The sequence below is a fragment of the Nocardioides sp. SR21 genome, assembly GCF_022761125.1.
Lineage (GTDB): Bacteria > Actinomycetota > Actinomycetes > Propionibacteriales > Nocardioidaceae > Nocardioides.
Genome location: NZ_JAKWJR010000006.1, coordinates 146,986 through 163,843, shown reverse-complemented (window position 1 = coordinate 163,843; position 16,858 = coordinate 146,986). Strand labels below are relative to the sequence as shown.

Below are 16,858 nucleotides of genomic sequence, written 5' to 3'. Positions count from 1 at the left end.
CCATGCTGATGCCCCGTCGTGTCAAGCACCGCAAGCAGCACCACCCCAAGCGGACCGGTGCGGCCAAGGGTGGCACCCGCCTCGCCTTCGGTGACTTCGGCATCCAGGCGATCGAGGGTCACTACGTGACCAACCGACAGATCGAGTCGGCCCGTATCGCCATGACCCGTCACATCAAGCGTGGCGGCAAGGTCTGGATCAACATCTACCCGGACCGCCCGCTGACCAAGAAGCCTGCCGAGACCCGCATGGGTTCCGGTAAGGGTTCGCCGGAGTGGTGGATCGCCAACGTCAAGCCGGGCCGTGTCATGTTCGAACTCTCCGGTGTGGACGAGGACGTTGCCCGCGAGGCCATGCGCCGTGCGATGCACAAGCTCCCGATGAAGTGCCGGTTCATCTCCCGCGAAGCAGGTGAATTCTGATGGCTACCACTGCTCACGAGCTCGACGAGCTGAACGCCGTCGACCTCGAGGCCAAGCTGCGTGAGGCCAAGGAGGAGCTCTTCAACCTCCGCTTCCAGGCGGCCACCGGCCAGCTGGAGAGCCACGGCCGGCTCCGCACGGTCAAGAAGGACATCGCCCGGATCTACACCGTGGTGCGTGAGCGCGAGCTCGGCATCCGGACCGCCCCGGGTCAGAACAGCAACGAGGATGGTGACGCATGAGCGAGCAGACCGCAGAGCGGAACGCCCGCAAGACCCGTGAGGGCCTGGTCGTCTCCGACAAGATGGACAAGACCGTCGTCGTGACCGTCGAGGACCGCGTCAAGCACGCGCTCTACGGCAAGGTCATGCGCCGCACGAGCAAGCTCAAGGCGCACGACGAGCAGAACGAGTGCGGCATCGGCGACCGGGTCCTGATCATGGAGACCCGCCCGCTGTCGGCCACCAAGCGCTGGCGCGTCGTCCAGGTCCTCGAGAAGGCCAAGTAATCCACCCGTTCGGCCAGGCTCACTGCCCCTGAGGCACTGAGAACCGGCACGACAACCAGGAGAAGAAATGATTCAGCAGGAGTCGCGACTCAAGGTCGCCGACAACACCGGTGCGAAGGAGATCCTCTGCATCCGTGTTCTCGGTGGCTCGGGTCGCCGCTACGCCGGCATCGGCGACGTCATCGTCGCCACCGTGAAGGACGCGATCCCCGGTGGCAACGTGAAGAAGGGTGACGTCGTCAAGGCCGTCATCGTGCGCACCGTCAAGGAGCGCCGTCGGCCGGACGGTTCGTACATCCGCTTCGACGAGAACGCCGCCGTCATTCTGAAGAACGACGGGGAGCCGCGAGGCACCCGCATCTTCGGTCCCGTCGGCCGCGAGCTGCGCGAGAAGAAGTTCATGAAGATCATCTCGCTCGCACCGGAGGTGCTCTGAACATGGCCAAGAGCGTGAACATCAAGAAGGGCGACACCGTCAAGGTGATCGCTGGCAAGGACAAGGGCGCCGAAGGCAAGGTCATCCAGGTCCTCCGTGAGGAGAACCGCGTGATCGTCGAGGGCGTGAACCGCATCAAGCGGCACACCAAGGTCGTCAACCAGGGCGGTCGCGCCGGCACCACCGGCGGCATCATCACCGCCGAGGCGCCGATCCACGTCTCGAACGTCATGCTCGTCGAGGGCGACGGCGTGACCCGGGTCGGCTTCCGCCGCGACGAGGTCACCAAGCGTCGCCCCGACGGCTCGACCTACAAGGCGGAGCGCTCCGTGCGCGTCTCCCGCAAGACCGGTAAGGAAATCTGATGACCGAGACGACTGCGTCTGCCGCGGTTACCCCGCGTCTCAAGACCCGCTACCGCGAGGAGATCCTCCCGGCGCTGCGGTCCGAGTTCGACATCGCGAACGTCATGCAGGTGCCCGGCCTGACCAAGATCGTGGTCAACATGGGTGTCGGCGAGGCCGCTCGCGACTCGAAGCTGATCGAGGGTGCGGTCAAGGACCTCACCGCGATCACCGGCCAGAAGCCGCTCGTGACCAAGGCTCGCAAGTCCATCGCGCAGTTCAAGCTGCGTGAGGGCATGCCGATCGGTGCGCACACCACGCTGCGCGGCGACCGGATGTGGGAGTTCCTGGACCGCCTGCTGTCGCTCGCGCTGCCGCGTATCCGCGACTTCCGGGGCCTGAACCCGAACCAGTTCGACGGCCGCGGCAACTACACCTTCGGTCTCACCGAGCAGGTCATGTTCCACGAGATCGACCAGGACCGGATCGACCGCTCGCGCGGTATGGACATCACGATCGTCACGACCGCCACCAACGACGAGCAGGGTCGCGCGCTGCTGAAGCAGCTCGGCTTCCCGTTCAAGGAGAACTGACATGGCGAAGACCGCGCTCAAGGTCAAGGCCGCTCGCAAGCCGAAGTTCGCTGTCCGCGGCTACACCCGCTGCCAGCGCTGCGGCCGGCCGAAGGCCGTCTACCGCAAGTTCGGCCTGTGCCGCATCTGCCTGCGGGAGATGGCGCACCGCGGCGAGCTGCCCGGCGTCACCAAGTCCTCCTGGTAAGGATTTCGGGGCTGCGCCCCGTGACCCTGTGGGGGCTTCGCCCCCACACCCCCGTCGGTGGTTACGGCGGGAAAACCACAACACCAAACGCTGAAGGTCGTTCTGCGGAAGCGGATCGAAACCACACCGAGAAAGGGCCAATTCGGCCATGACGATGACTGACCCGATCGCAGACATGCTCACTCGTCTGCGCAACGCCAACCAGGCGTACCACGACGCGGTTTCCATGCCGTACAGCAAGCTCAAGCAGGGCGTTGCCGAGATCCTCAAGCAGGAGGGCTACATCACGTCGTTCGACGTGAAGGACCCCTCCGAGGGCGAGGTCGGCAAGACGCTGACCATCACGCTGAAGTACGGCCGCAACCGCGAGCGTTCGATCGCGGGTGTCCGTCGCATCAGCAAGCCCGGTCTCCGGGTCTACGCCAAGCACACGGGTCTCCCGAAGGTGCTCGGCGGCCTGGGCGTCGCGATCATCTCGACGAGCCAGGGCCTGCTGACCGACCGCCAGGCGAACCAGAAGGGCGTGGGTGGGGAAGTCCTCGCCTACGTCTGGTAACGACGAGACCGAGAAGGAGAACACAAGCATGTCGCGTATTGGCAAGCTCCCCGTTGCGGTCCCGTCCGGTGTCGACGTCGCGATCGACGGCGCGCACGTGACCGTCAAGGGCCCGAAGGGCACGCTGTCGCACACCGTCGCCGCGCCGATCACGGTTGAGAAGGGTGACGGCGTCCTCGACGTCAAGCGCCCCGACGACGAGCGTCAGAGCAAGGCCCTCCACGGCCTGACCCGCACGCTGGTCAACAACATGGTCGTCGGTGTCACCGAGGGCTACGAGAAGAAGCTCGAGATCGTGGGCGTCGGTTACCGCGTCCTGTCGAAGGGGCCGACCCAGCTGGAGTTCCAGCTCGGCTACTCGCACCCGATCACGTTCAACGCCCCTGACGGCATCACCTTCGCGGTGGAGGGCCCGACCAAGCTCGGCGTCCAGGGCATCGACAAGCAGCTGGTCGGCGAGGTTGCGGCCAACATCCGCAAGCTGCGCAAGCCCGAGCCGTACAAGGGCAAGGGCGTCCGCTACGCCGGCGAGCACATCCGCCGCAAGGTCGGAAAGGCCGGTAAGTAACGATGGCGATCTCGCTTTCCAACAACAAGCACACCGCCAAGCGGGTCAAGTCCCGCCTGCGCCGTCAGGTGCGCGGCCGCAAGAAGCTGAACGGCACCGCCGAGCGCCCGCGCCTGGTCGTCACCCGTTCGTCCAAGCACATCACTGTGCAGGTCGTCGACGACCTGGTGGGCAAGACGCTCGCGTCCGCGTCCACCATGGAGGCAGACCTGCGCGGCTTCGACGGTGACAAGACCGCCAAGGCCAAGAAGGTCGGCGAGCTCGTCGCCGAGCGCGCCAAGTCCGCTGGTGTCGACGGGGTCGTCTTCGACCGCGCCGGCAACAAGTACCACGGTCGCATCGCGGCCCTGGCCGACGGCGCTCGCGCCGGTGGCCTGACCTTCTGATCGCAAAGACAAGTAAGAGAGAAGAGGAAGTCTCATGAGCGGAGCCCAGCGCGGACAGCGTGGTGGCGAGCGCCGTGGTGGACGCGACGACCGTCGCGGCCAGGGTGCTGACAAGACCGCCTACATCGAGCGCGTCGTTGCGATCAACCGTGTCGCCAAGGTCGTGAAGGGTGGTCGTCGCTTCAGCTTCACCGCCCTCGTGGTCGTCGGCGACGGTGAGGGTCTCGTTGGCGTCGGTTACGGCAAGGCCAAGGAAGTCCCGGCAGCGATCGCCAAGGGTGTCGAGGAGGCGAAGAAGAACTTCTTCCGCGTCCCCCGCATCCAGGGCACGATCCCGCACCCGGTCCAGGGCGAGAAGGCCGCCGGCGTGGTCATGCTGCGCCCGGCCGCTCCCGGTACCGGTGTGATCGCCGGTGGCCCGGTGCGTGCGGTGCTCGAGTGTGCCGGTATCCACGACATCCTGAGCAAGTCGCTCGGGTCGTCGAACCAGATCAACATCGTCCACGCCACCGTCGAGGCCCTGAAGATGCTGGAGCAGCCCGAGGCTGTTGCCGCGCGTCGTGGCCTGCCGGTCGAGCAGGTCGCCCCGGCGGCCCTGCTCAAGGCTCGGGTCGAGGTTCCGGCTGGCGTGTCGGCGGAGGTGTCCTCCTGATGGCTCAGCTCAAGGTTCAGCAGAAGAAGGGCACCGTCGGCATCAAGGCCAACCAGCGCGAGACCCTGCGCACGCTCGGTCTCAAGCGCATCGGCGATGTCGTCGTCAAGGAGGACCGCCCGGAGATCCGTGGCATGGTCAACACCGTCCGTCACCTCGTGACGGTCGAGGAGGTGGAGTGACATGACGGTCAAGCTGCATCACCTGCGGCCTGCCCCCGGCGCCAAGACCGCGAAGACCCGCGTGGGTCGCGGTGAGGGCTCGAAGGGTAAGACGGCCGGCCGCGGTACCAAGGGCACCAAGGCCCGGTACCAGGTTCCGTCCGCCTTCGAGGGTGGCCAGATGCCGATCCACATGCGGCTTCCGAAGCTCAAGGGCTTCAAGAACCCGTTCAAGGTGGAGTTCCAGGTCGTCAACCTCGACCGCATCAGCGACCTGTTCCCCGAGGGTGGCGCGATCGACGTCGACGCTCTCGTGGCCAAGGGTGCCGTCCGCGACGGTCACCCGGTCAAGGTGCTCGGCCAGGGCGACATCTCGGTGAAGGTCCAGGTCTCCGCCAACGCGTTCTCGGCCTCCGCCAAGGAGAAGATCGAGGCCGCCGGCGGCACCACCACCCTGGTGTGAGCCACGGGTGACCCGCTTCAGCGCTCCGGGCGCGGCGGTCCTGTCACAGGCAGGACCGTCCGCGCCCGATGCGCATTCTGGGGCTTGCAGCCTGCCTGTTAGGCTTCCCCGGGTCCTTGCGAGTGAGTCGCAGGGGCCGCTTCACGCTTGGAGAAAGAGGATCTCGTGCTGAGCGCGTTCGCGAACGCTTTCCGGACCCCGGACCTGCGACGTAAGTTGCTGTTCGTCCTGATGATCATCGCGATCTTCAGGTTCGGGTCCCAGGTCCCGACCCCTGGCGTCAACGTCGCCAACGTGCAGTCGTGCATCGACATCGCCAACGAGGGGTCCAACGCCGAGCTCTACAGCTTGGTCAACCTGTTCTCCGGCGGAGCACTGCTCCAGCTCACGGTGTTCGCGCTCGGCATCATGCCGTACATCACCGCGAGCATCATCCTCCAGCTGCTCGTCGTGGTGATCCCGCGGCTCGAGGCGCTGAAGAAGGAAGGGCAGTCCGGCCAGACCAAGATCACCCAGTACACCCGCTACCTGACGCTCGGCCTCGCGGTCCTGCAGGCGACCGGCATCGTGGCGCTGGCGCGCTCGGGCCAGCTGCTCCAGGGCTGTGACCCGGACATCTACCCGCTGCTGCACAACGACGGCACCGCGACGTTCCTCGTCATGGTCATCACGATGACCGCTGGTACCGCCGTGATCATGTGGCTGGGCGAGCTGATCACCGAGCGCGGCATCGGCAACGGCATGTCGATCCTCATCTTCACCCAGGTCGTGGCGACCTTCCCGGCCTCGCTGTGGGCCGTGCAGAAGACCAGCGGCTGGTGGGTCTTCGGCATCGTCCTGCTGATCGGCCTCGTGATCGTCACCGCGGTCATCTTCGTCGAGCAGGCTCAGCGCCGGATCCCGGTCCAGTACGCCCGCCGGATGGTCGGCCGCAAGATGTTCGGCGGCAGCTCGACCTACATCCCGCTCAAGGTGAACCAGGCCGGCATCATCCCGGTCATCTTCGCCTCGTCGCTGATGTACCTGCCGGCGATGCTCGCGTCGTTCAACCCCGAAGCCGACTCGTGGTGGGCCAACTTCGTGAGCGACTACCTCGTGCAGACCGGCAGCCCGGTCTACATGGGCATCTTCTTCGTGCTCATCATCTTCTTCACCTACTTCTACGTGTCCATCACCTTCAACCCTGAAGAGGTGGCGGACAACATGAAGAAGTACGGCGGCTTCATCCCCGGGATCCGGGCGGGCAAGCCGACTCAGGACTACCTGTCCTACGTCCTCTCCCGCATCACGCTGCCCGGCTCGCTGTACCTCGGCATCATCGCGCTGATCCCGCTGATCGCGTTCGCGATGATCGGGGCCGACCAGAACTTCCCGTTCGGCGGCACCAGCATCCTGATCATGGTCGGCGTCGCTCTCGACACGGTCAAGCAGATCGAGAGCCAGCTCCAGCAGCGCAACTACGAAGGATTCCTCCGCTAAATGCGTCTGATCATCATGGGCCCGCCGGGGGCGGGCAAGGGCACTCAGGCGAAGTTCATCGCCGAGCACTTCAAGATCCCGGCCATCTCGACCGGGGACATCTTCCGCGCCAACGTCTCGCAGGGGACCGAGCTCGGGCTCGAGGCGAAGCGCTACATGGACGCGGGTGACTACGTCCCCGACGAGGTCACCAACCTGATGGTCCGCAACCGGATCGACGAGCCGGACGCCGAGAACGGCTTCCTCCTCGACGGCTACCCGCGCACCCTCGCCCAGGTCGAGGAGCTGGACGGGATGATCCGGTTCACCGGGCACCGTCTCGACGCCGTGATGGTGCTGACGGTCGACCAGGACGAGATCGTGGGCCGGCTGCTGCAGCGCGCCCAGGTCGAGGGTCGCGCCGACGACACCGAGGACGTCATCCGCCGGCGCCAGGAGGTCTACCTCGAGCAGACCCAGCCGCTGATCGCCGTCTACAAGGATCGCGACCTCGTCATCGAGGTCGACGGCATGGGCGAGGTCGCCGAGGTCACCCAGCGCATCTTCGAGGCGCTCGACATCATCCCGGAGTCCTGAACCGCCATGACGCACGCTGCCGGCGTTGTCGTCGCACGACGACCGCTGCGCATTGAAGGTCGCCTTCGCTCCTCCGCCTTGGCACCGCACGTCCTGACGGCCCAGGACCGCTAGTGGGCCTCCTCGACCGCGGCGTCGAGATCAAGACGCCCGAACAGATCGACCTGATGCGCAAGGCCGGGCTCGTGGTCGGCTCCACCCTGGAGCTGCTGCGCGGCCACGTCCGGGCCGGCATCAGCACGGGGGAGCTGGACGCGATCGCGGAGGACAGCATCCGCGGTTCCGGAGCGACGCCGTCGTTCAAGGGCTACCACGGCTTCCCGGGCTCGATCTGCGCGTCGGTGAACGACGAGGTGGTCCACGGGATCCCCGGCGGCCGGACGCTCGCCGAGGGGGACGTGATCTCCATCGACTGCGGCGCCATCGTCGGCGGCTGGCACGGCGACGCGGCGATCACGGTCGCGGTCGGCGCCGTACCCCCGGAGGTGACCGAGCTGATGCGCGTCACCGAGCAGGCGATGTGGCGCGGGATCGCCGCTGCCCGCCGCGGTGGCCGGGTCACGGACATCTCGCACGCCGTGGAGCGCTACGTCCGCGACCAGGGCTCCTACGGCATCCTCGAGGACTACACCGGGCACGGCATCGGCTCGGAGATGCACATGGCTCCGAACGTGCCGAACTACGGCCGCCCCGGCAAGGGCCCCAAGCTCGTCGAGGGCATCGCGCTGGCGGTCGAGCCGATGCTCACGCTCGGCAGCAAGCGCACCGACGTGCTGGAGGACGACTGGACGGTCGTCTCCGAGGACGGCAGCTGGGGCGCTCACTTCGAGCACACCTTCACCCTCACCCCAACGGGTACATGGGTGCTGACCGCCCTCGACGGTGGGGAGGCCGTGCTCACCGAGCTCGGCGTCCCGTTCGGTGGCCGCTAGCCCGATGTGCTTGGATAAGACCAGCAGGGGGGAGTATTCCTTCGCCGCGGTCTCGTCAACACGAGCATGCTCCGGGTCCGCGGGTCGTCGTACGACGATGGAAGAGACTTCTGACGACTTTGTGTCCCCCTAACCCAGGAGCAGTCCGTGGAAGTAACCAGTCTCGAGTGGGGCATCACCATTGCGATCACCGTCGCAGTGCTGGCGTTCGACGTCATCGTCATCGCGCGTGACCCGCACGAACCGTCCTTCAAGGAGTGCGCGGTCGCGCTCAGCGTCTACATCAGCGCTGCGGTGGCCTTCGGCATCTGGGTCTGGGTGTTCCACGGGCACGACTACGGCATCGAGTTCTTCGCCGGCTGGTTGACGGAGTACTCACTCTCCATCGACAACCTGTTCGTCTTCATCATCTTGATGGCGGCGCTCCGGGTCCCGCGGGAGTACCAGCAGGAAGCCCTCATGGTGGGCATCATCCTGGCGCTGATCTTCCGCGGCATCTTCATCGCGCTGGGCTACCAGCTCATCGAGAACTTCAGCTGGGTCTTCTACGCCTTCGGTGCGTTCCTCGTCTACACAGCGGTCACGCTCGTGAAGAGCTATCGCAGCCACGAGGACGAACATCCGGAAGAGAACCGGATCGTGAAGTTCGCCCAGTCGCACCTCAACGTCGGCGACGAGTACCACGGCCTCAAGCTCTGGTACCACCAGAACGGCGCCCGCGTCGTCTCGCCGATGCTGATCGTGATCATCGCGCTGGGCACGACCGACCTGCTGTTCGCCCTCGACTCGATCCCGGCGATCTTCGGCATCACCCAGGAGCCGTACCTCGTCTTCACCGCGAACGTGTTCGCGCTGATGGGCCTGCGCCAGCTCTACTTCCTGCTCGGCGGCCTGCTGGAGCGGCTCGTCTACCTCTCGCTCGGGCTCGCGTTCATCCTCGCGTTCATCGGCGTGAAGCTCGTCCTCCACGCGCTGCACGAGAACGAGCTGCCCTTCATCAACGACGGCCACCCGGTGCACGTCCCCGACATCTCGTCGCTGCTCAGCCTCGCGGTGATCATCACGACGCTGGTCGTCACCGCGGTCGCCAGCCTGGTGAAGGACAGCCGGGACCGGGCCAAGGAGGCGGCCGGGGCGGAATAGCCGCCCCGGGCGCGTCGTTCTCCCGACGATGCCTCAGCTCTCCGTACTCGACCTCGTCCCCGTCCGCAGCGACCAGGTGACCGGCGACGCGCTCGCCTCGACCCTGTCCCTGGCCAAGGTGGCCGACAGCCTCGGCTACCGGCGCTACTGGCTCGCCGAGCACCACAACATGCCGGCGGTCGCTGCCACCAACCCGCCGGTGCTGATCGGGCTGGTCGCCGGGGCGACCGGGCGGATTCGCGTGGGTTCCGGCGGCGTGATGCTGCCGAACCACGCGCCGCTCGTCGTCGCGGAGCAGTTCGCGCTGCTCGAGGCGGCGTTCCCGGGCCGGATAGACCTCGGCATCGGGCGCGCGCCCGGCAGCGACCCGGTGACGTCGTACGCCCTGCGGCACGGCGCCGGGGGAGTCAGCGACGAGGCGGTGACGCGCTTCCCTGAGTACGTCGACAACGTGCTCGCGATGATGGAGCCCGACGGCGTCGGACTCAACATCCAGGGCCGGACGTACCCGCTGAAGGCGACGCCCGGGGCGCGCAGCGTGCCGACGATCTGGCTGCTGGGCTCGTCGGACTACTCGGCCAGGCTGGCGGCGGAGAAGGGCATGCCCTACGTCTTCGCCCACCACTTCTCCGGGTCCGGCACGGCCGAGGCGCTCGAGCTCTACCGCTCGACGTTCCGGCCCTCGCCCGAGCTCGCCGAGCCGCAGACGTTCCTCACGGTGAACGCCGTGGTCGCCGAGAGCGAGGAGGAGGCGACCCGGCTGGCGCTGCCCCAGCTGCACGCGATGCTGGCGCTGCGCACCGGCCAGGAGCTGCGCCCGCAGCGACTGGTCGAGGAGGCCGAGAAGGTCGAGCTGCCGCCCGCGCACCTCGAGCTGGTCGAGGCGATGGCGCAGCGCTGGGTGATCGGTTCGCCCGAGCAGGCCAGGAGCCGGATCGCGGACCTCGCGGCGTCGTACGGCGTCGACGAGGTGATGGTGCACCCGGTCGCGGGTGCCTACACCGGAACCGAGCCGGGCCGCTCGCCCGCGCGCGAGGAGACGCTGCGGCTGCTGGCTAGCTGAGGCGCCGGAGCCGCTCGGCGTCGGCCTCGCGCCCGATCGACTCGTAGAGGTCGACGAGAGCCCGGGCGGCCAGGAAGCTGCCGTGGCCGACGACCGCGCCGGGCAGGTCGGAGTCGCCGAGGCTCAGGCAGGTCTGCCACGCCTGCTCGGCCAGGGGGACGACCTCGGGCTGCAGCTCGGGGTTCGCGATCGCGTGCTGCAGCAGCGCGTGGCCGAGCATGAACTGGAAGTCGGCGGACCCGTGCCAGTACTCCAGCTCCGGTACGGCGAAGTCGATGGCGTCCTGGGTGCGACCGGTCATCACCAGGCAGGCGAGGTAGCGCACCACGAACGGATGCCGCCACGGCGGGGAGTCGGGGCCGCTCGGGCCGCTCAGCCGGTAGGCCTGCTCGAAGCCCAGGCACGCGGCCTCGGGGCTGCGCGCCACGTCGTGGGCGCGGGCGAGCTGGAACCACAGGAACGGGTTGTCCGGGTCCTCCGCCAGGGCCAGCTCGAGCAGCCGGCGGTTGCGGCCCTCCTTGCTCGCGAGCTGCTCGGCGAGGTACCCGTCGTGCTCCAGGCGCACGTCGAGCTGCCGCTCCGCCCCGATGATCTCCGGCTGCTCGTGGATCCGGCCGGTGTAGCGCGCGGCGCCGGGCAGCACGCGGGCCTGCCGGATCATCGTCACGTTGCCGTCGCTGGTCGGGCTGGCGATCTCGACCAGGCCGGTGAAGCCCGGCTCGGTCGAGCGCAGGGCGGCGACCGCCTCCGCTCCGGAGACCAGCCACTCGTCGGCGTCGAGCACCAGGACCCAGTCGCCCGAGCAGTGGTCGAGCGCGGCGTTCTTCGCCTGCGCGAAGTCGTCCACCCAGGCGACGTGGTGGACCGTCGCACCGGCGGCCTCCGCGAGCGCGACCGTGTCGTCGGTCGAGCCCGTGTCGACGACCACCATCTCGTCGACGACGTCACGGACGCTCTCCAGCGCGCGCACGATGCAGCGCGCCTCGTCGCGGGCGATCATCGCCAGGGAGATCCGGTACGTCGCCACGCGCGGATCCTACTGACGATCGGCGAGGGGACGGACGCGCGCGGCATCTTGCATCCGGCCCTGCCGCTCGTAGAGGCCGACCAGCTCGCGCGCGGCGAGGTGGCTGCCGTGCCCCTCGATGGAGCCGACCAGCTTGGCGTCGCCCAGGGCGAGGCAGCCCCGCCAGGCCTCCTCGGCCATCGGAAGGACCTGGTCGGCGACCTCGGGATGCGCGAGGGCGTGCTGGTTCAGGGCGTGGCCGAGGACGTAGAGGAAGTCGGGGGAGTGCTCCCAGTGCTCCAGCTCGTCGGCCGCCAGGTCGACCGCGTCCTGCGTGCGACCGGCGATCAGCAGGCTGGCGACGTACTGCACGACGAGCCCGTGACGCCACGGCGGTGAGTCCGGCCGGGTCGGGCCGTCGAGCCGGTTGGCCTGCTCGAACCCGAGGCACGCAGCGGCGTGGGCGCCGGCGTGCGCGTGCTCGCGGGCGAGCTGGTACCAGAGGTAGGCGTTCTCCGGCTCCTCGGCGAGCGACATCTCGAGCAGCCGCTGGTTGCGGCCGACCTTCTTCTCGAGCTGCTCTTCCTGGTAGCCGTCGGTGGCGATGCGCACCGCGAGCGGCCGCTCACCCACCTCGACCTGGGGCTGCTCGTGGATGCGGCCGGCGTACCGCGTGCCCGCCGGGAACACCCGGATCGACGGGCTGGTGCTCACGACGTCGCCGCGGGTGCGACCGGCGATCTCGACGATGCCGGCGAACGTGGGCGGGGTGGAGCGCAGCGAGCCCAGGACCTCGGCGCCCGACTCCAGCCAGTCGTCGGCGTCGAGCACCAGGACCCAGTCGCCGCTGCAGTGGTCGAGCGAGGCGTTGCGGGCGGCGGCGAAGTCGTCGACCCAGGTGAAGTGGTGCACGATGGCGCCCGCCCGGGTGGCCAGCTGTACCGTGGAGTCGGTCGACCCGGTGTCGACCACCACCATCTCGTCCACGACGTCCCGCACGCTCTCGAGGCAGCGGGTGATGCAGCGGGCCTCGTCCCGCACGATCATCGCCAGGGACACGCGGTAGGTCTCGCTCACGGGGTCAGGCTAGCCGCGCGGTCGGAGACCGTCGGATTGTGGTTTCGAGCGCCGCTGAGGCTAGACTGGCGTGTCGGCCCAACGTGGGTCTGCTTCGTGGTGCCTCGCGGCTGCCCGGATGAACGCCCGAATCGCTGGAACCAGCGCCTCGGTCGTGCGCCCGGGAAGAGGTCCACAGGGCGGCTGCACGAGGTCCACGGTCTCACCTGAGACCGAGGTTCCCGGGCCACACGGTAGACAACCAACCGACAGATTGTGGAGGACATGCCGAAGAAAGAAGGCGTGATCGAGATCGAGGGCACCGTCGTGGAGGCCCTGCCGAATGCCATGTTCCGCGTCGAGCTGAGCAACGGGCACAAGGTTCTCGCCCACATCAGCGGCAAGATGCGCCAGCACTACATCCGGATCCTCCCCGAGGACCGCGTGGTGGTGGAACTCTCGCCGTACGACCTCACACGAGGTCGGATCGTCTACCGGTACAAGTAACCGTCAGCCGATAGGAAAGGACCTCCCACCGTGAAGGTCAACCCGAGCGTCAAGCCGATCTGTGACAAGTGCAAGGTGATCCGTCGCCACGGCCGCGTCATGGTCATCTGCGAGAACCCGCGCCACAAGCAGCGCCAGGGTTAATCACCCTCGTAGAGCACCACAACTGAACACACAACAACGTGATCGCTTAGCCACGTCGTACGACGCGGCGAATCACCCCCGGAGCAGATGGCTGGGGCCTGGACACACGAGGACAGGGCGCGACACGACCGAAACCGCTGCGAACTACCAGAAGGACAAGCCACATGGCACGCCTCGTTGGTGTTGACCTCCCGCGCGACAAGCGCATCGAGATCGCACTCACCTACATCTACGGCATCGGCCGTACTCGCGCCCAGCAGCTCCTGGCCGCCACCGGGGTCAACCCGGACCTGCGCGTCCACCAGCTGGGTGACGAAGAGCTGGTCAAGCTCCGCGATGAGATCGAAGCCAACTTCAAGATCGAGGGTGACCTCCGTCGTGAGGTCCAGGCCGACATCCGCCGCAAGATCGAGATCGGCAGCTACCAGGGTCGCCGCCACCGCCAGGGCCTCCCGGTCCGCGGTCAGCGCACCAAGACCAACGCTCGTACCCGCAAGGGCCCGAAGCGCACGGTTGCCGGCAAGAAGAAGGCCAAGTAGGTCTCGAGACGCCGTTCGCTCGTACCTCGCGAACTGCTGCTCGACCACCGAACGCCGTCTGATCCACCACCAGACCAGCTACTTCAGGAGATAACTGCATGCCTCCCAAGAGCCGCACCGCGGCCGGCGCCAAGAAGGTGCGCCGCAAGGAGAAGAAGAACGTCGCCATCGGCGAAGCTCACATCAAGAGCACGTTCAACAACACGATCGTCACGATCACCGACCCGACCGGTGCGGTGATCTCGTGGGCCTCTGCCGGCACCGTCGGCTTCAAGGGCTCGCGCAAGTCCACCCCGTTCGCCGCGCAGATGGCTGCTGAGGCCGCCGGTCGCCGGGCGATGGAGCATGGCATGAAGAAGATCGACGTCTTCGTGAAGGGCCCGGGTTCGGGCCGCGAGACCGCGATCCGCTCCCTGGGTGCCATCGGCCTCGAGGTCGGCACCATCCAGGACGTCACGCCCACGCCGCACAACGGCTGCCGCCCGCCCAAGCGTCGCCGCGTCTGATCGCGCGACCGAGAACAGGAGACTTGTAGAAGATGGCCCGTTACACCGGCCCCATGACCAAGAAGTCGCGCCGTCTCGGCGTCGACCTCGTCGGCGGCGACCAGGCTTACGAGCGTCGCCCGTACCCTCCCGGCCAGCACGGCCGCGCCCGCATCAAGGAGAGCGAGTACCGCTCGCAGCTGCAGGAGAAGCAGAAGGCTCGCTTCACCTACGGCATCCTGGAGCGCCAGTTCCACAACTACTACGTCGAGGCCTCGCGTCGTACCGGCAAGACCGGTGACAACCTGCTGCAGCTCCTCGAGTGCCGTCTCGACAACGTGGTGTACCGCGCCGGCTTCGCCCGGACTCGTCGCCACGCGCGTCAGCTCGTCGTGCACGGTCACTTCAAGGTGAACGGCCACAAGGTCGACATCCCGTCGTACCAGGTCTCGGCCCACGACGTGATCGACGTGCGCGAGAAGTCGCTCGAGATGACCCCGTTCATCGTGGCTCGCGAGACCCACGGCGAGCGCGTCGTCCCGGCGTGGCTCGAGGCGATCCCGTCGCGGATGCGCATCCTGGTGCACCAGCTTCCGGTTCGGGCGCAGATCGACCTGCCCGTCCAGGAGCAGCTCATCGTCGAGTACTACTCGAAGAAGTAAGTCGGACGGCGTCCCGGTCACCGCAAGGCAGCCGGGGCGCCGACCATCCTTCCGTCACTCAGCACATTCGGGCCCTTCAAATAGCGGTCGGACCCGGAAAGGAAAGAACAAGTGCTCATCGCACAGCGCCCCACCCTGTCGGAAGAGTCCGTCGACGAGTTCCGCTCGCGGTTCGTCATCGAGCCCCTCGAGCCTGGCTTCGGCTACACGCTCGGCAACTCGCTGCGCCGCACCCTGCTGAGCTCGATCCCCGGTGCCTCGGTCACGAGCATCCGGATCGACAGCGTCCTTCACGAGTTCTCGACCATCGAGGGCGTGAAGGAGGATGTCACCGAGATCATCCTCAACCTCAAGGGTCTCGTCGTCTCCTCGGAGCACGACGAGCCGGTCACCATGTACCTGCGCAAGTCGGGTGCCGGTGACGTCACCGCCGCGGACATCGCTCCGCCGGCCGGCGTCGAGGTCCACAACCCTGACCTCAAGATCGCCACGCTGTCCGACAAGGGCACGCTGGAGATGGAGCTGGTCGTCGAGCGTGGCCGCGGCTACGTGTCGGCTGTCCAGAACAAGGGCGCGGACAACGAGATCGGCCGGATGCCGGTCGACTCGATCTACAGCCCGGTCCTCAAGGTGACCTACAAGGTCGAGGCCACCCGTGTCGAGCAGCGCACCGACTTCGACAAGCTCGTCATCGACGTCGAGACCAAGCCGTCGATCCGTCCCCGCGACGCGATCGCCTCGGCCGGCAAGACCCTGGTCGAGCTGTTCGGCCTGGCGCGCGAGCTCAACGTCGAGGCCGAGGGCATCGACATCGGCCCGTCGCCCGTCGACGAGCAGCTGGCTGCCGACCTCGCCCTCCCGGTCGAGGACCTGCAGCTGACCGTCCGCTCGTACAACTGCCTCAAGCGCGAGGGCATCCACACCGTGGGTGAGCTCATCAGCCGCTCGGAGCAGGACCTGCTCGACATCCGCAACTTCGGTGCGAAGTCGATCGACGAGGTCAAGGCCAAGCTGGTCGAGATGGGTCTGTCCCTCAAGGACAGCGCGCCCGGCTTCGACCCGCACGCCGCTCTCGCGGCGTACGGCGATGACGACGACGACGCCTTCGTCGAGGACGAGCAGTACTGAGCGCAGAGCTGGCACGCACCTCGCGGCGTTGTCGTCGGTCGACGGCCACACCCGGGCCGCCTTCCCTCCTCCGCCTTGCGATGCACGCACCATCTCCACGCTCAGAGATCGATAAGAGAAACATCTACCCGAGTACCTAGTACGGCTCGGGAGAATCGAGAGAAGCAATGCCCAAGCCCACCAAGGGTCCCCGCCTCGGCGGTAGCCCGTCCCACCAGCGCCTGATCCTGGCGAACCTGGCCACCCAGCTCTTCGAGCACGGCCGGATCACCACGACGGAGTCCCGCGCGCGTGCCCTGCGCCCGCACGCGGAGAAGCTGATCACCAAGGCGAAGAAGGGCGACCTGCACAACCGTCGCGAGGTCCTCAAGACCATCCGTGACAAGTCGGTCGTCCACACCCTCTTCACCGACATCGCGCCGACGTTCGCGGAGCGTCCGGGTGGCTACACCCGGATCACCAAGATCGGTCCCCGCAAGGGCGACAACGCGCCGATGGCCGTGATCGAGCTGGTGACCGAGGCCTACAAGCCGAAGCCGGCGAGCACCAAGAAGAAGGCCGCTCCGGCCGCTGCCGCGCCCGAGCCGGTCGTCGCCGAGGACGCCCTCGTCGAGGACGTCGCCGAGGAGACCGCTGCCGAGGAGACCGCCGTCGAGGAGGCGCCCACCGCGCTGACCGACGAGGCGTCGACCGAGGAGAGCGTCGTGGCCGAGGCCGAGGAGGCTCCCGCCGAGGAGTCCACCGAGGGCGAGGACAAGGCCTGATCTCAGGCCCCTGTTCCATGTCACCGACCCGCCGGAGCGATCCGGCGGGTCGGTGTCATTTCGGCGTGGGGTGACGGGCATCTCGGTCGCCCGGATTC

Annotated in this window: 27 protein-coding genes; 25 read left to right on the top strand and 2 right to left on the bottom strand. The window is 67.4% G+C overall.

Annotated elements, in window-relative coordinates:
- The first annotated feature begins 2 nt into the window (after nt 1–2).
- The 18 genes from rplP (at nt 3) to MJ604_RS12905 (ending at nt 10,469) form a co-directional block, all read left to right on the top strand.
- The gene (gene rplP / locus MJ604_RS12990; protein WP_243058882.1) at nt 3–422 is read left to right on the top strand and encodes a 50S ribosomal protein L16; all 420 of its coding nucleotides are present in this window, start codon (nt 3–5) and stop codon (nt 420–422) included.
- Complete coding sequence (gene rpmC / locus MJ604_RS12985) at nt 422–664, top strand: 50S ribosomal protein L29 (protein WP_243058881.1); 243 nt, start codon at nt 422–424, stop codon at nt 662–664. The genes rplP and rpmC overlap by 1 nt, the downstream gene beginning before the upstream one ends.
- Nucleotides 661–930, top strand: coding sequence for a 30S ribosomal protein S17 (rpsQ, locus tag MJ604_RS12980; RefSeq protein WP_243058880.1), 270 nt, complete (start codon nt 661–663; stop codon nt 928–930). The genes rpmC and rpsQ overlap by 4 nt, the downstream gene beginning before the upstream one ends.
- Nucleotides 931–997: 67 nt before the next feature.
- Nucleotides 998–1,366: a 50S ribosomal protein L14 gene (gene rplN, locus MJ604_RS12975; protein ID WP_017932847.1), complete on the top strand. Its 369-nt coding sequence runs from the start codon at nt 998–1,000 to the stop codon at nt 1,364–1,366.
- A 2-nt stretch (nt 1,367–1,368) separates the two neighbouring features.
- On the top strand, nt 1,369–1,731 hold the full coding sequence (gene rplX / locus MJ604_RS12970; protein ID WP_243058879.1) for a 50S ribosomal protein L24: 363 nt from the start codon (nt 1,369–1,371) through the stop codon (nt 1,729–1,731).
- A complete protein-coding gene (rplE, locus tag MJ604_RS12965) occupies nt 1,731–2,303 on the top strand; it encodes a 50S ribosomal protein L5 (RefSeq protein ID WP_243058878.1) in 573 nt (190 codons plus the stop codon). The genes rplX and rplE overlap by 1 nt, the downstream gene beginning before the upstream one ends.
- Before the next feature lies 1 nt (nt 2,304).
- Nucleotides 2,305–2,490: a type Z 30S ribosomal protein S14 gene (locus tag MJ604_RS12960; protein WP_011757321.1), complete on the top strand. Its 186-nt coding sequence runs from the start codon at nt 2,305–2,307 to the stop codon at nt 2,488–2,490.
- A gap of 148 nt (nt 2,491–2,638) precedes the next feature.
- On the top strand, nt 2,639–3,046 hold the full coding sequence (gene rpsH / locus MJ604_RS12955) for a 30S ribosomal protein S8 (protein ID WP_243058877.1): 408 nt from the start codon (nt 2,639–2,641) through the stop codon (nt 3,044–3,046).
- A gap of 28 nt (nt 3,047–3,074) precedes the next feature.
- Nucleotides 3,075–3,614 (top strand): 50S ribosomal protein L6, encoded by a 540-nt coding sequence (gene rplF, locus MJ604_RS12950; RefSeq protein ID WP_243058876.1) that lies wholly within the window; start codon nt 3,075–3,077, stop codon nt 3,612–3,614.
- Nucleotides 3,615–3,616: 2 nt separating this feature from the next.
- The gene (gene rplR, locus MJ604_RS12945; RefSeq protein ID WP_243058875.1) at nt 3,617–4,000 is read left to right on the top strand and encodes a 50S ribosomal protein L18; all 384 of its coding nucleotides are present in this window, start codon (nt 3,617–3,619) and stop codon (nt 3,998–4,000) included.
- A gap of 34 nt (nt 4,001–4,034) precedes the next feature.
- The gene (gene rpsE / locus MJ604_RS12940; protein ID WP_243058874.1) at nt 4,035–4,652 is read left to right on the top strand and encodes a 30S ribosomal protein S5; all 618 of its coding nucleotides are present in this window, start codon (nt 4,035–4,037) and stop codon (nt 4,650–4,652) included.
- Nucleotides 4,652–4,834, top strand: a complete 183-nt coding sequence (gene rpmD, locus MJ604_RS12935) for a 50S ribosomal protein L30 (protein ID WP_085873116.1) — start codon at nt 4,652–4,654, stop codon at nt 4,832–4,834. Before rpsE ends, rpmD begins: the two co-directional genes overlap by 1 nt.
- A 1-nt stretch (nt 4,835) precedes the next feature.
- Nucleotides 4,836–5,276 carry a 50S ribosomal protein L15 gene (rplO, locus tag MJ604_RS12930; protein ID WP_243058873.1) on the top strand — a complete coding sequence of 147 codons (441 nt, stop codon included), beginning with the start codon at nt 4,836–4,838 and terminating at the stop codon, nt 5,274–5,276.
- Nucleotides 5,277–5,441: 165 nt separating this feature from the next.
- Nucleotides 5,442–6,755, top strand: a complete 1,314-nt coding sequence (gene secY, locus MJ604_RS12925) for a preprotein translocase subunit SecY (RefSeq protein WP_243058872.1) — start codon at nt 5,442–5,444, stop codon at nt 6,753–6,755.
- Nucleotides 6,756–7,331 (top strand): adenylate kinase, encoded by a 576-nt coding sequence (locus MJ604_RS12920; RefSeq protein ID WP_243058871.1) that lies wholly within the window; start codon nt 6,756–6,758, stop codon nt 7,329–7,331. It abuts the gene before it with no gap.
- A gap of 113 nt (nt 7,332–7,444) precedes the next feature.
- The gene (gene map / locus MJ604_RS12915) at nt 7,445–8,263 is read left to right on the top strand and encodes a type I methionyl aminopeptidase (RefSeq protein WP_308194136.1); all 819 of its coding nucleotides are present in this window, start codon (nt 7,445–7,447) and stop codon (nt 8,261–8,263) included.
- 147 nt (nt 8,264–8,410) lie between these two features.
- Nucleotides 8,411–9,406 carry a TerC family protein gene (locus MJ604_RS12910; protein ID WP_243058870.1) on the top strand — a complete coding sequence of 332 codons (996 nt, stop codon included), beginning with the start codon at nt 8,411–8,413 and terminating at the stop codon, nt 9,404–9,406.
- A 28-nt stretch (nt 9,407–9,434) separates the two neighbouring features.
- Nucleotides 9,435–10,469 (top strand): LLM class flavin-dependent oxidoreductase, encoded by a 1,035-nt coding sequence (locus tag MJ604_RS12905; RefSeq protein WP_243058869.1) that lies wholly within the window; start codon nt 9,435–9,437, stop codon nt 10,467–10,469.
- Here MJ604_RS12905 and MJ604_RS23890 read toward each other — a convergent pair.
- Together MJ604_RS23890 and MJ604_RS12895 are read right to left on the bottom strand one after the other, a co-directional pair.
- Complete coding sequence (locus MJ604_RS23890; protein ID WP_308194135.1) at nt 10,462–11,496, bottom strand: glycosyltransferase family 2 protein; 1,035 nt, start codon at nt 11,494–11,496, stop codon at nt 10,462–10,464. The two genes, MJ604_RS12905 and MJ604_RS23890, sit on opposite strands and share 8 nt — an antisense overlap.
- A gap of 9 nt (nt 11,497–11,505) precedes the next feature.
- Nucleotides 11,506–12,552, bottom strand: coding sequence for a glycosyltransferase (locus tag MJ604_RS12895; protein WP_243058868.1), 1,047 nt, complete (start codon nt 12,550–12,552; stop codon nt 11,506–11,508).
- A gap of 264 nt (nt 12,553–12,816) precedes the next feature.
- Here MJ604_RS12895 and infA point away from each other — a divergent pair, with 264 nt between their 5' ends.
- From infA to rplQ, 7 genes are all read left to right on the top strand, one after another.
- Nucleotides 12,817–13,038 carry a translation initiation factor IF-1 gene (gene infA / locus MJ604_RS12890; RefSeq protein WP_011757309.1) on the top strand — a complete coding sequence of 74 codons (222 nt, stop codon included), beginning with the start codon at nt 12,817–12,819 and terminating at the stop codon, nt 13,036–13,038.
- Nucleotides 13,039–13,068: 30 nt separating this feature from the next.
- Nucleotides 13,069–13,182, top strand: a complete 114-nt coding sequence (gene rpmJ, locus MJ604_RS12885) for a 50S ribosomal protein L36 (RefSeq protein WP_004008316.1) — start codon at nt 13,069–13,071, stop codon at nt 13,180–13,182.
- A 164-nt stretch (nt 13,183–13,346) separates the two neighbouring features.
- The gene (gene rpsM / locus MJ604_RS12880; RefSeq protein WP_243058867.1) at nt 13,347–13,721 is read left to right on the top strand and encodes a 30S ribosomal protein S13; all 375 of its coding nucleotides are present in this window, start codon (nt 13,347–13,349) and stop codon (nt 13,719–13,721) included.
- A 98-nt stretch (nt 13,722–13,819) separates the two neighbouring features.
- The gene (rpsK, locus tag MJ604_RS12875) at nt 13,820–14,227 is read left to right on the top strand and encodes a 30S ribosomal protein S11 (protein WP_243058866.1); all 408 of its coding nucleotides are present in this window, start codon (nt 13,820–13,822) and stop codon (nt 14,225–14,227) included.
- Nucleotides 14,228–14,259: 32 nt separating this feature from the next.
- Nucleotides 14,260–14,868: a 30S ribosomal protein S4 gene (gene rpsD, locus MJ604_RS12870; RefSeq protein ID WP_243058865.1), complete on the top strand. Its 609-nt coding sequence runs from the start codon at nt 14,260–14,262 to the stop codon at nt 14,866–14,868.
- A gap of 111 nt (nt 14,869–14,979) precedes the next feature.
- Nucleotides 14,980–15,996 (top strand): DNA-directed RNA polymerase subunit alpha, encoded by a 1,017-nt coding sequence (locus MJ604_RS12865; protein WP_243058864.1) that lies wholly within the window; start codon nt 14,980–14,982, stop codon nt 15,994–15,996.
- Between the two features lie 167 nt (nt 15,997–16,163).
- Entirely contained in the window at nt 16,164–16,760 is a 597-nt protein-coding gene (gene rplQ / locus MJ604_RS12860; RefSeq protein WP_243058863.1) for a 50S ribosomal protein L17, read from the top strand.
- The last annotated feature ends 98 nt before the right edge of the window (nt 16,761–16,858 follow it).

Bases quoted from the DNA above. Each gene is read 5' to 3' on its own strand.
- rplP (WP_243058882.1), top strand. From the start codon at position 3: ATGCTGATGCCCCGTCGTGTCAAGCACCGCAAGCAGCACCACCCCAAG.
- rpmC (WP_243058881.1), top strand. From the start codon at position 422: ATGGCTACCACTGCTCACGAGCTCGACGAGCTGAACGCCGTCGACCTC.
- rpsQ (WP_243058880.1), top strand. From the start codon at position 661: ATGAGCGAGCAGACCGCAGAGCGGAACGCCCGCAAGACCCGTGAGGGC.
- rplN (WP_017932847.1), top strand. From the start codon at position 998: ATGATTCAGCAGGAGTCGCGACTCAAGGTCGCCGACAACACCGGTGCG.
- rplX (WP_243058879.1), top strand. From the start codon at position 1,369: ATGGCCAAGAGCGTGAACATCAAGAAGGGCGACACCGTCAAGGTGATC.
- rplE (WP_243058878.1), top strand. From the start codon at position 1,731: ATGACCGAGACGACTGCGTCTGCCGCGGTTACCCCGCGTCTCAAGACC.
- MJ604_RS12960 (WP_011757321.1), top strand. From the start codon at position 2,305: ATGGCGAAGACCGCGCTCAAGGTCAAGGCCGCTCGCAAGCCGAAGTTC.
- rpsH (WP_243058877.1), top strand. From the start codon at position 2,639: ATGACGATGACTGACCCGATCGCAGACATGCTCACTCGTCTGCGCAAC.
- rplF (WP_243058876.1), top strand. From the start codon at position 3,075: ATGTCGCGTATTGGCAAGCTCCCCGTTGCGGTCCCGTCCGGTGTCGAC.
- rplR (WP_243058875.1), top strand. From the start codon at position 3,617: ATGGCGATCTCGCTTTCCAACAACAAGCACACCGCCAAGCGGGTCAAG.
- rpsE (WP_243058874.1), top strand. From the start codon at position 4,035: ATGAGCGGAGCCCAGCGCGGACAGCGTGGTGGCGAGCGCCGTGGTGGA.
- rpmD (WP_085873116.1), top strand. From the start codon at position 4,652: ATGGCTCAGCTCAAGGTTCAGCAGAAGAAGGGCACCGTCGGCATCAAG.
- rplO (WP_243058873.1), top strand. From the start codon at position 4,836: ATGACGGTCAAGCTGCATCACCTGCGGCCTGCCCCCGGCGCCAAGACC.
- MJ604_RS12920 (WP_243058871.1), top strand. From the start codon at position 6,756: ATGCGTCTGATCATCATGGGCCCGCCGGGGGCGGGCAAGGGCACTCAG.
- MJ604_RS12905 (WP_243058869.1), top strand. From the start codon at position 9,435: ATGCCTCAGCTCTCCGTACTCGACCTCGTCCCCGTCCGCAGCGACCAG.
- infA (WP_011757309.1), top strand. From the start codon at position 12,817: ATGCCGAAGAAAGAAGGCGTGATCGAGATCGAGGGCACCGTCGTGGAG.
- rpsM (WP_243058867.1), top strand. From the start codon at position 13,347: ATGGCACGCCTCGTTGGTGTTGACCTCCCGCGCGACAAGCGCATCGAG.
- rpsK (WP_243058866.1), top strand. From the start codon at position 13,820: ATGCCTCCCAAGAGCCGCACCGCGGCCGGCGCCAAGAAGGTGCGCCGC.
- rpsD (WP_243058865.1), top strand. From the start codon at position 14,260: ATGGCCCGTTACACCGGCCCCATGACCAAGAAGTCGCGCCGTCTCGGC.
- rplQ (WP_243058863.1), top strand. From the start codon at position 16,164: ATGCCCAAGCCCACCAAGGGTCCCCGCCTCGGCGGTAGCCCGTCCCAC.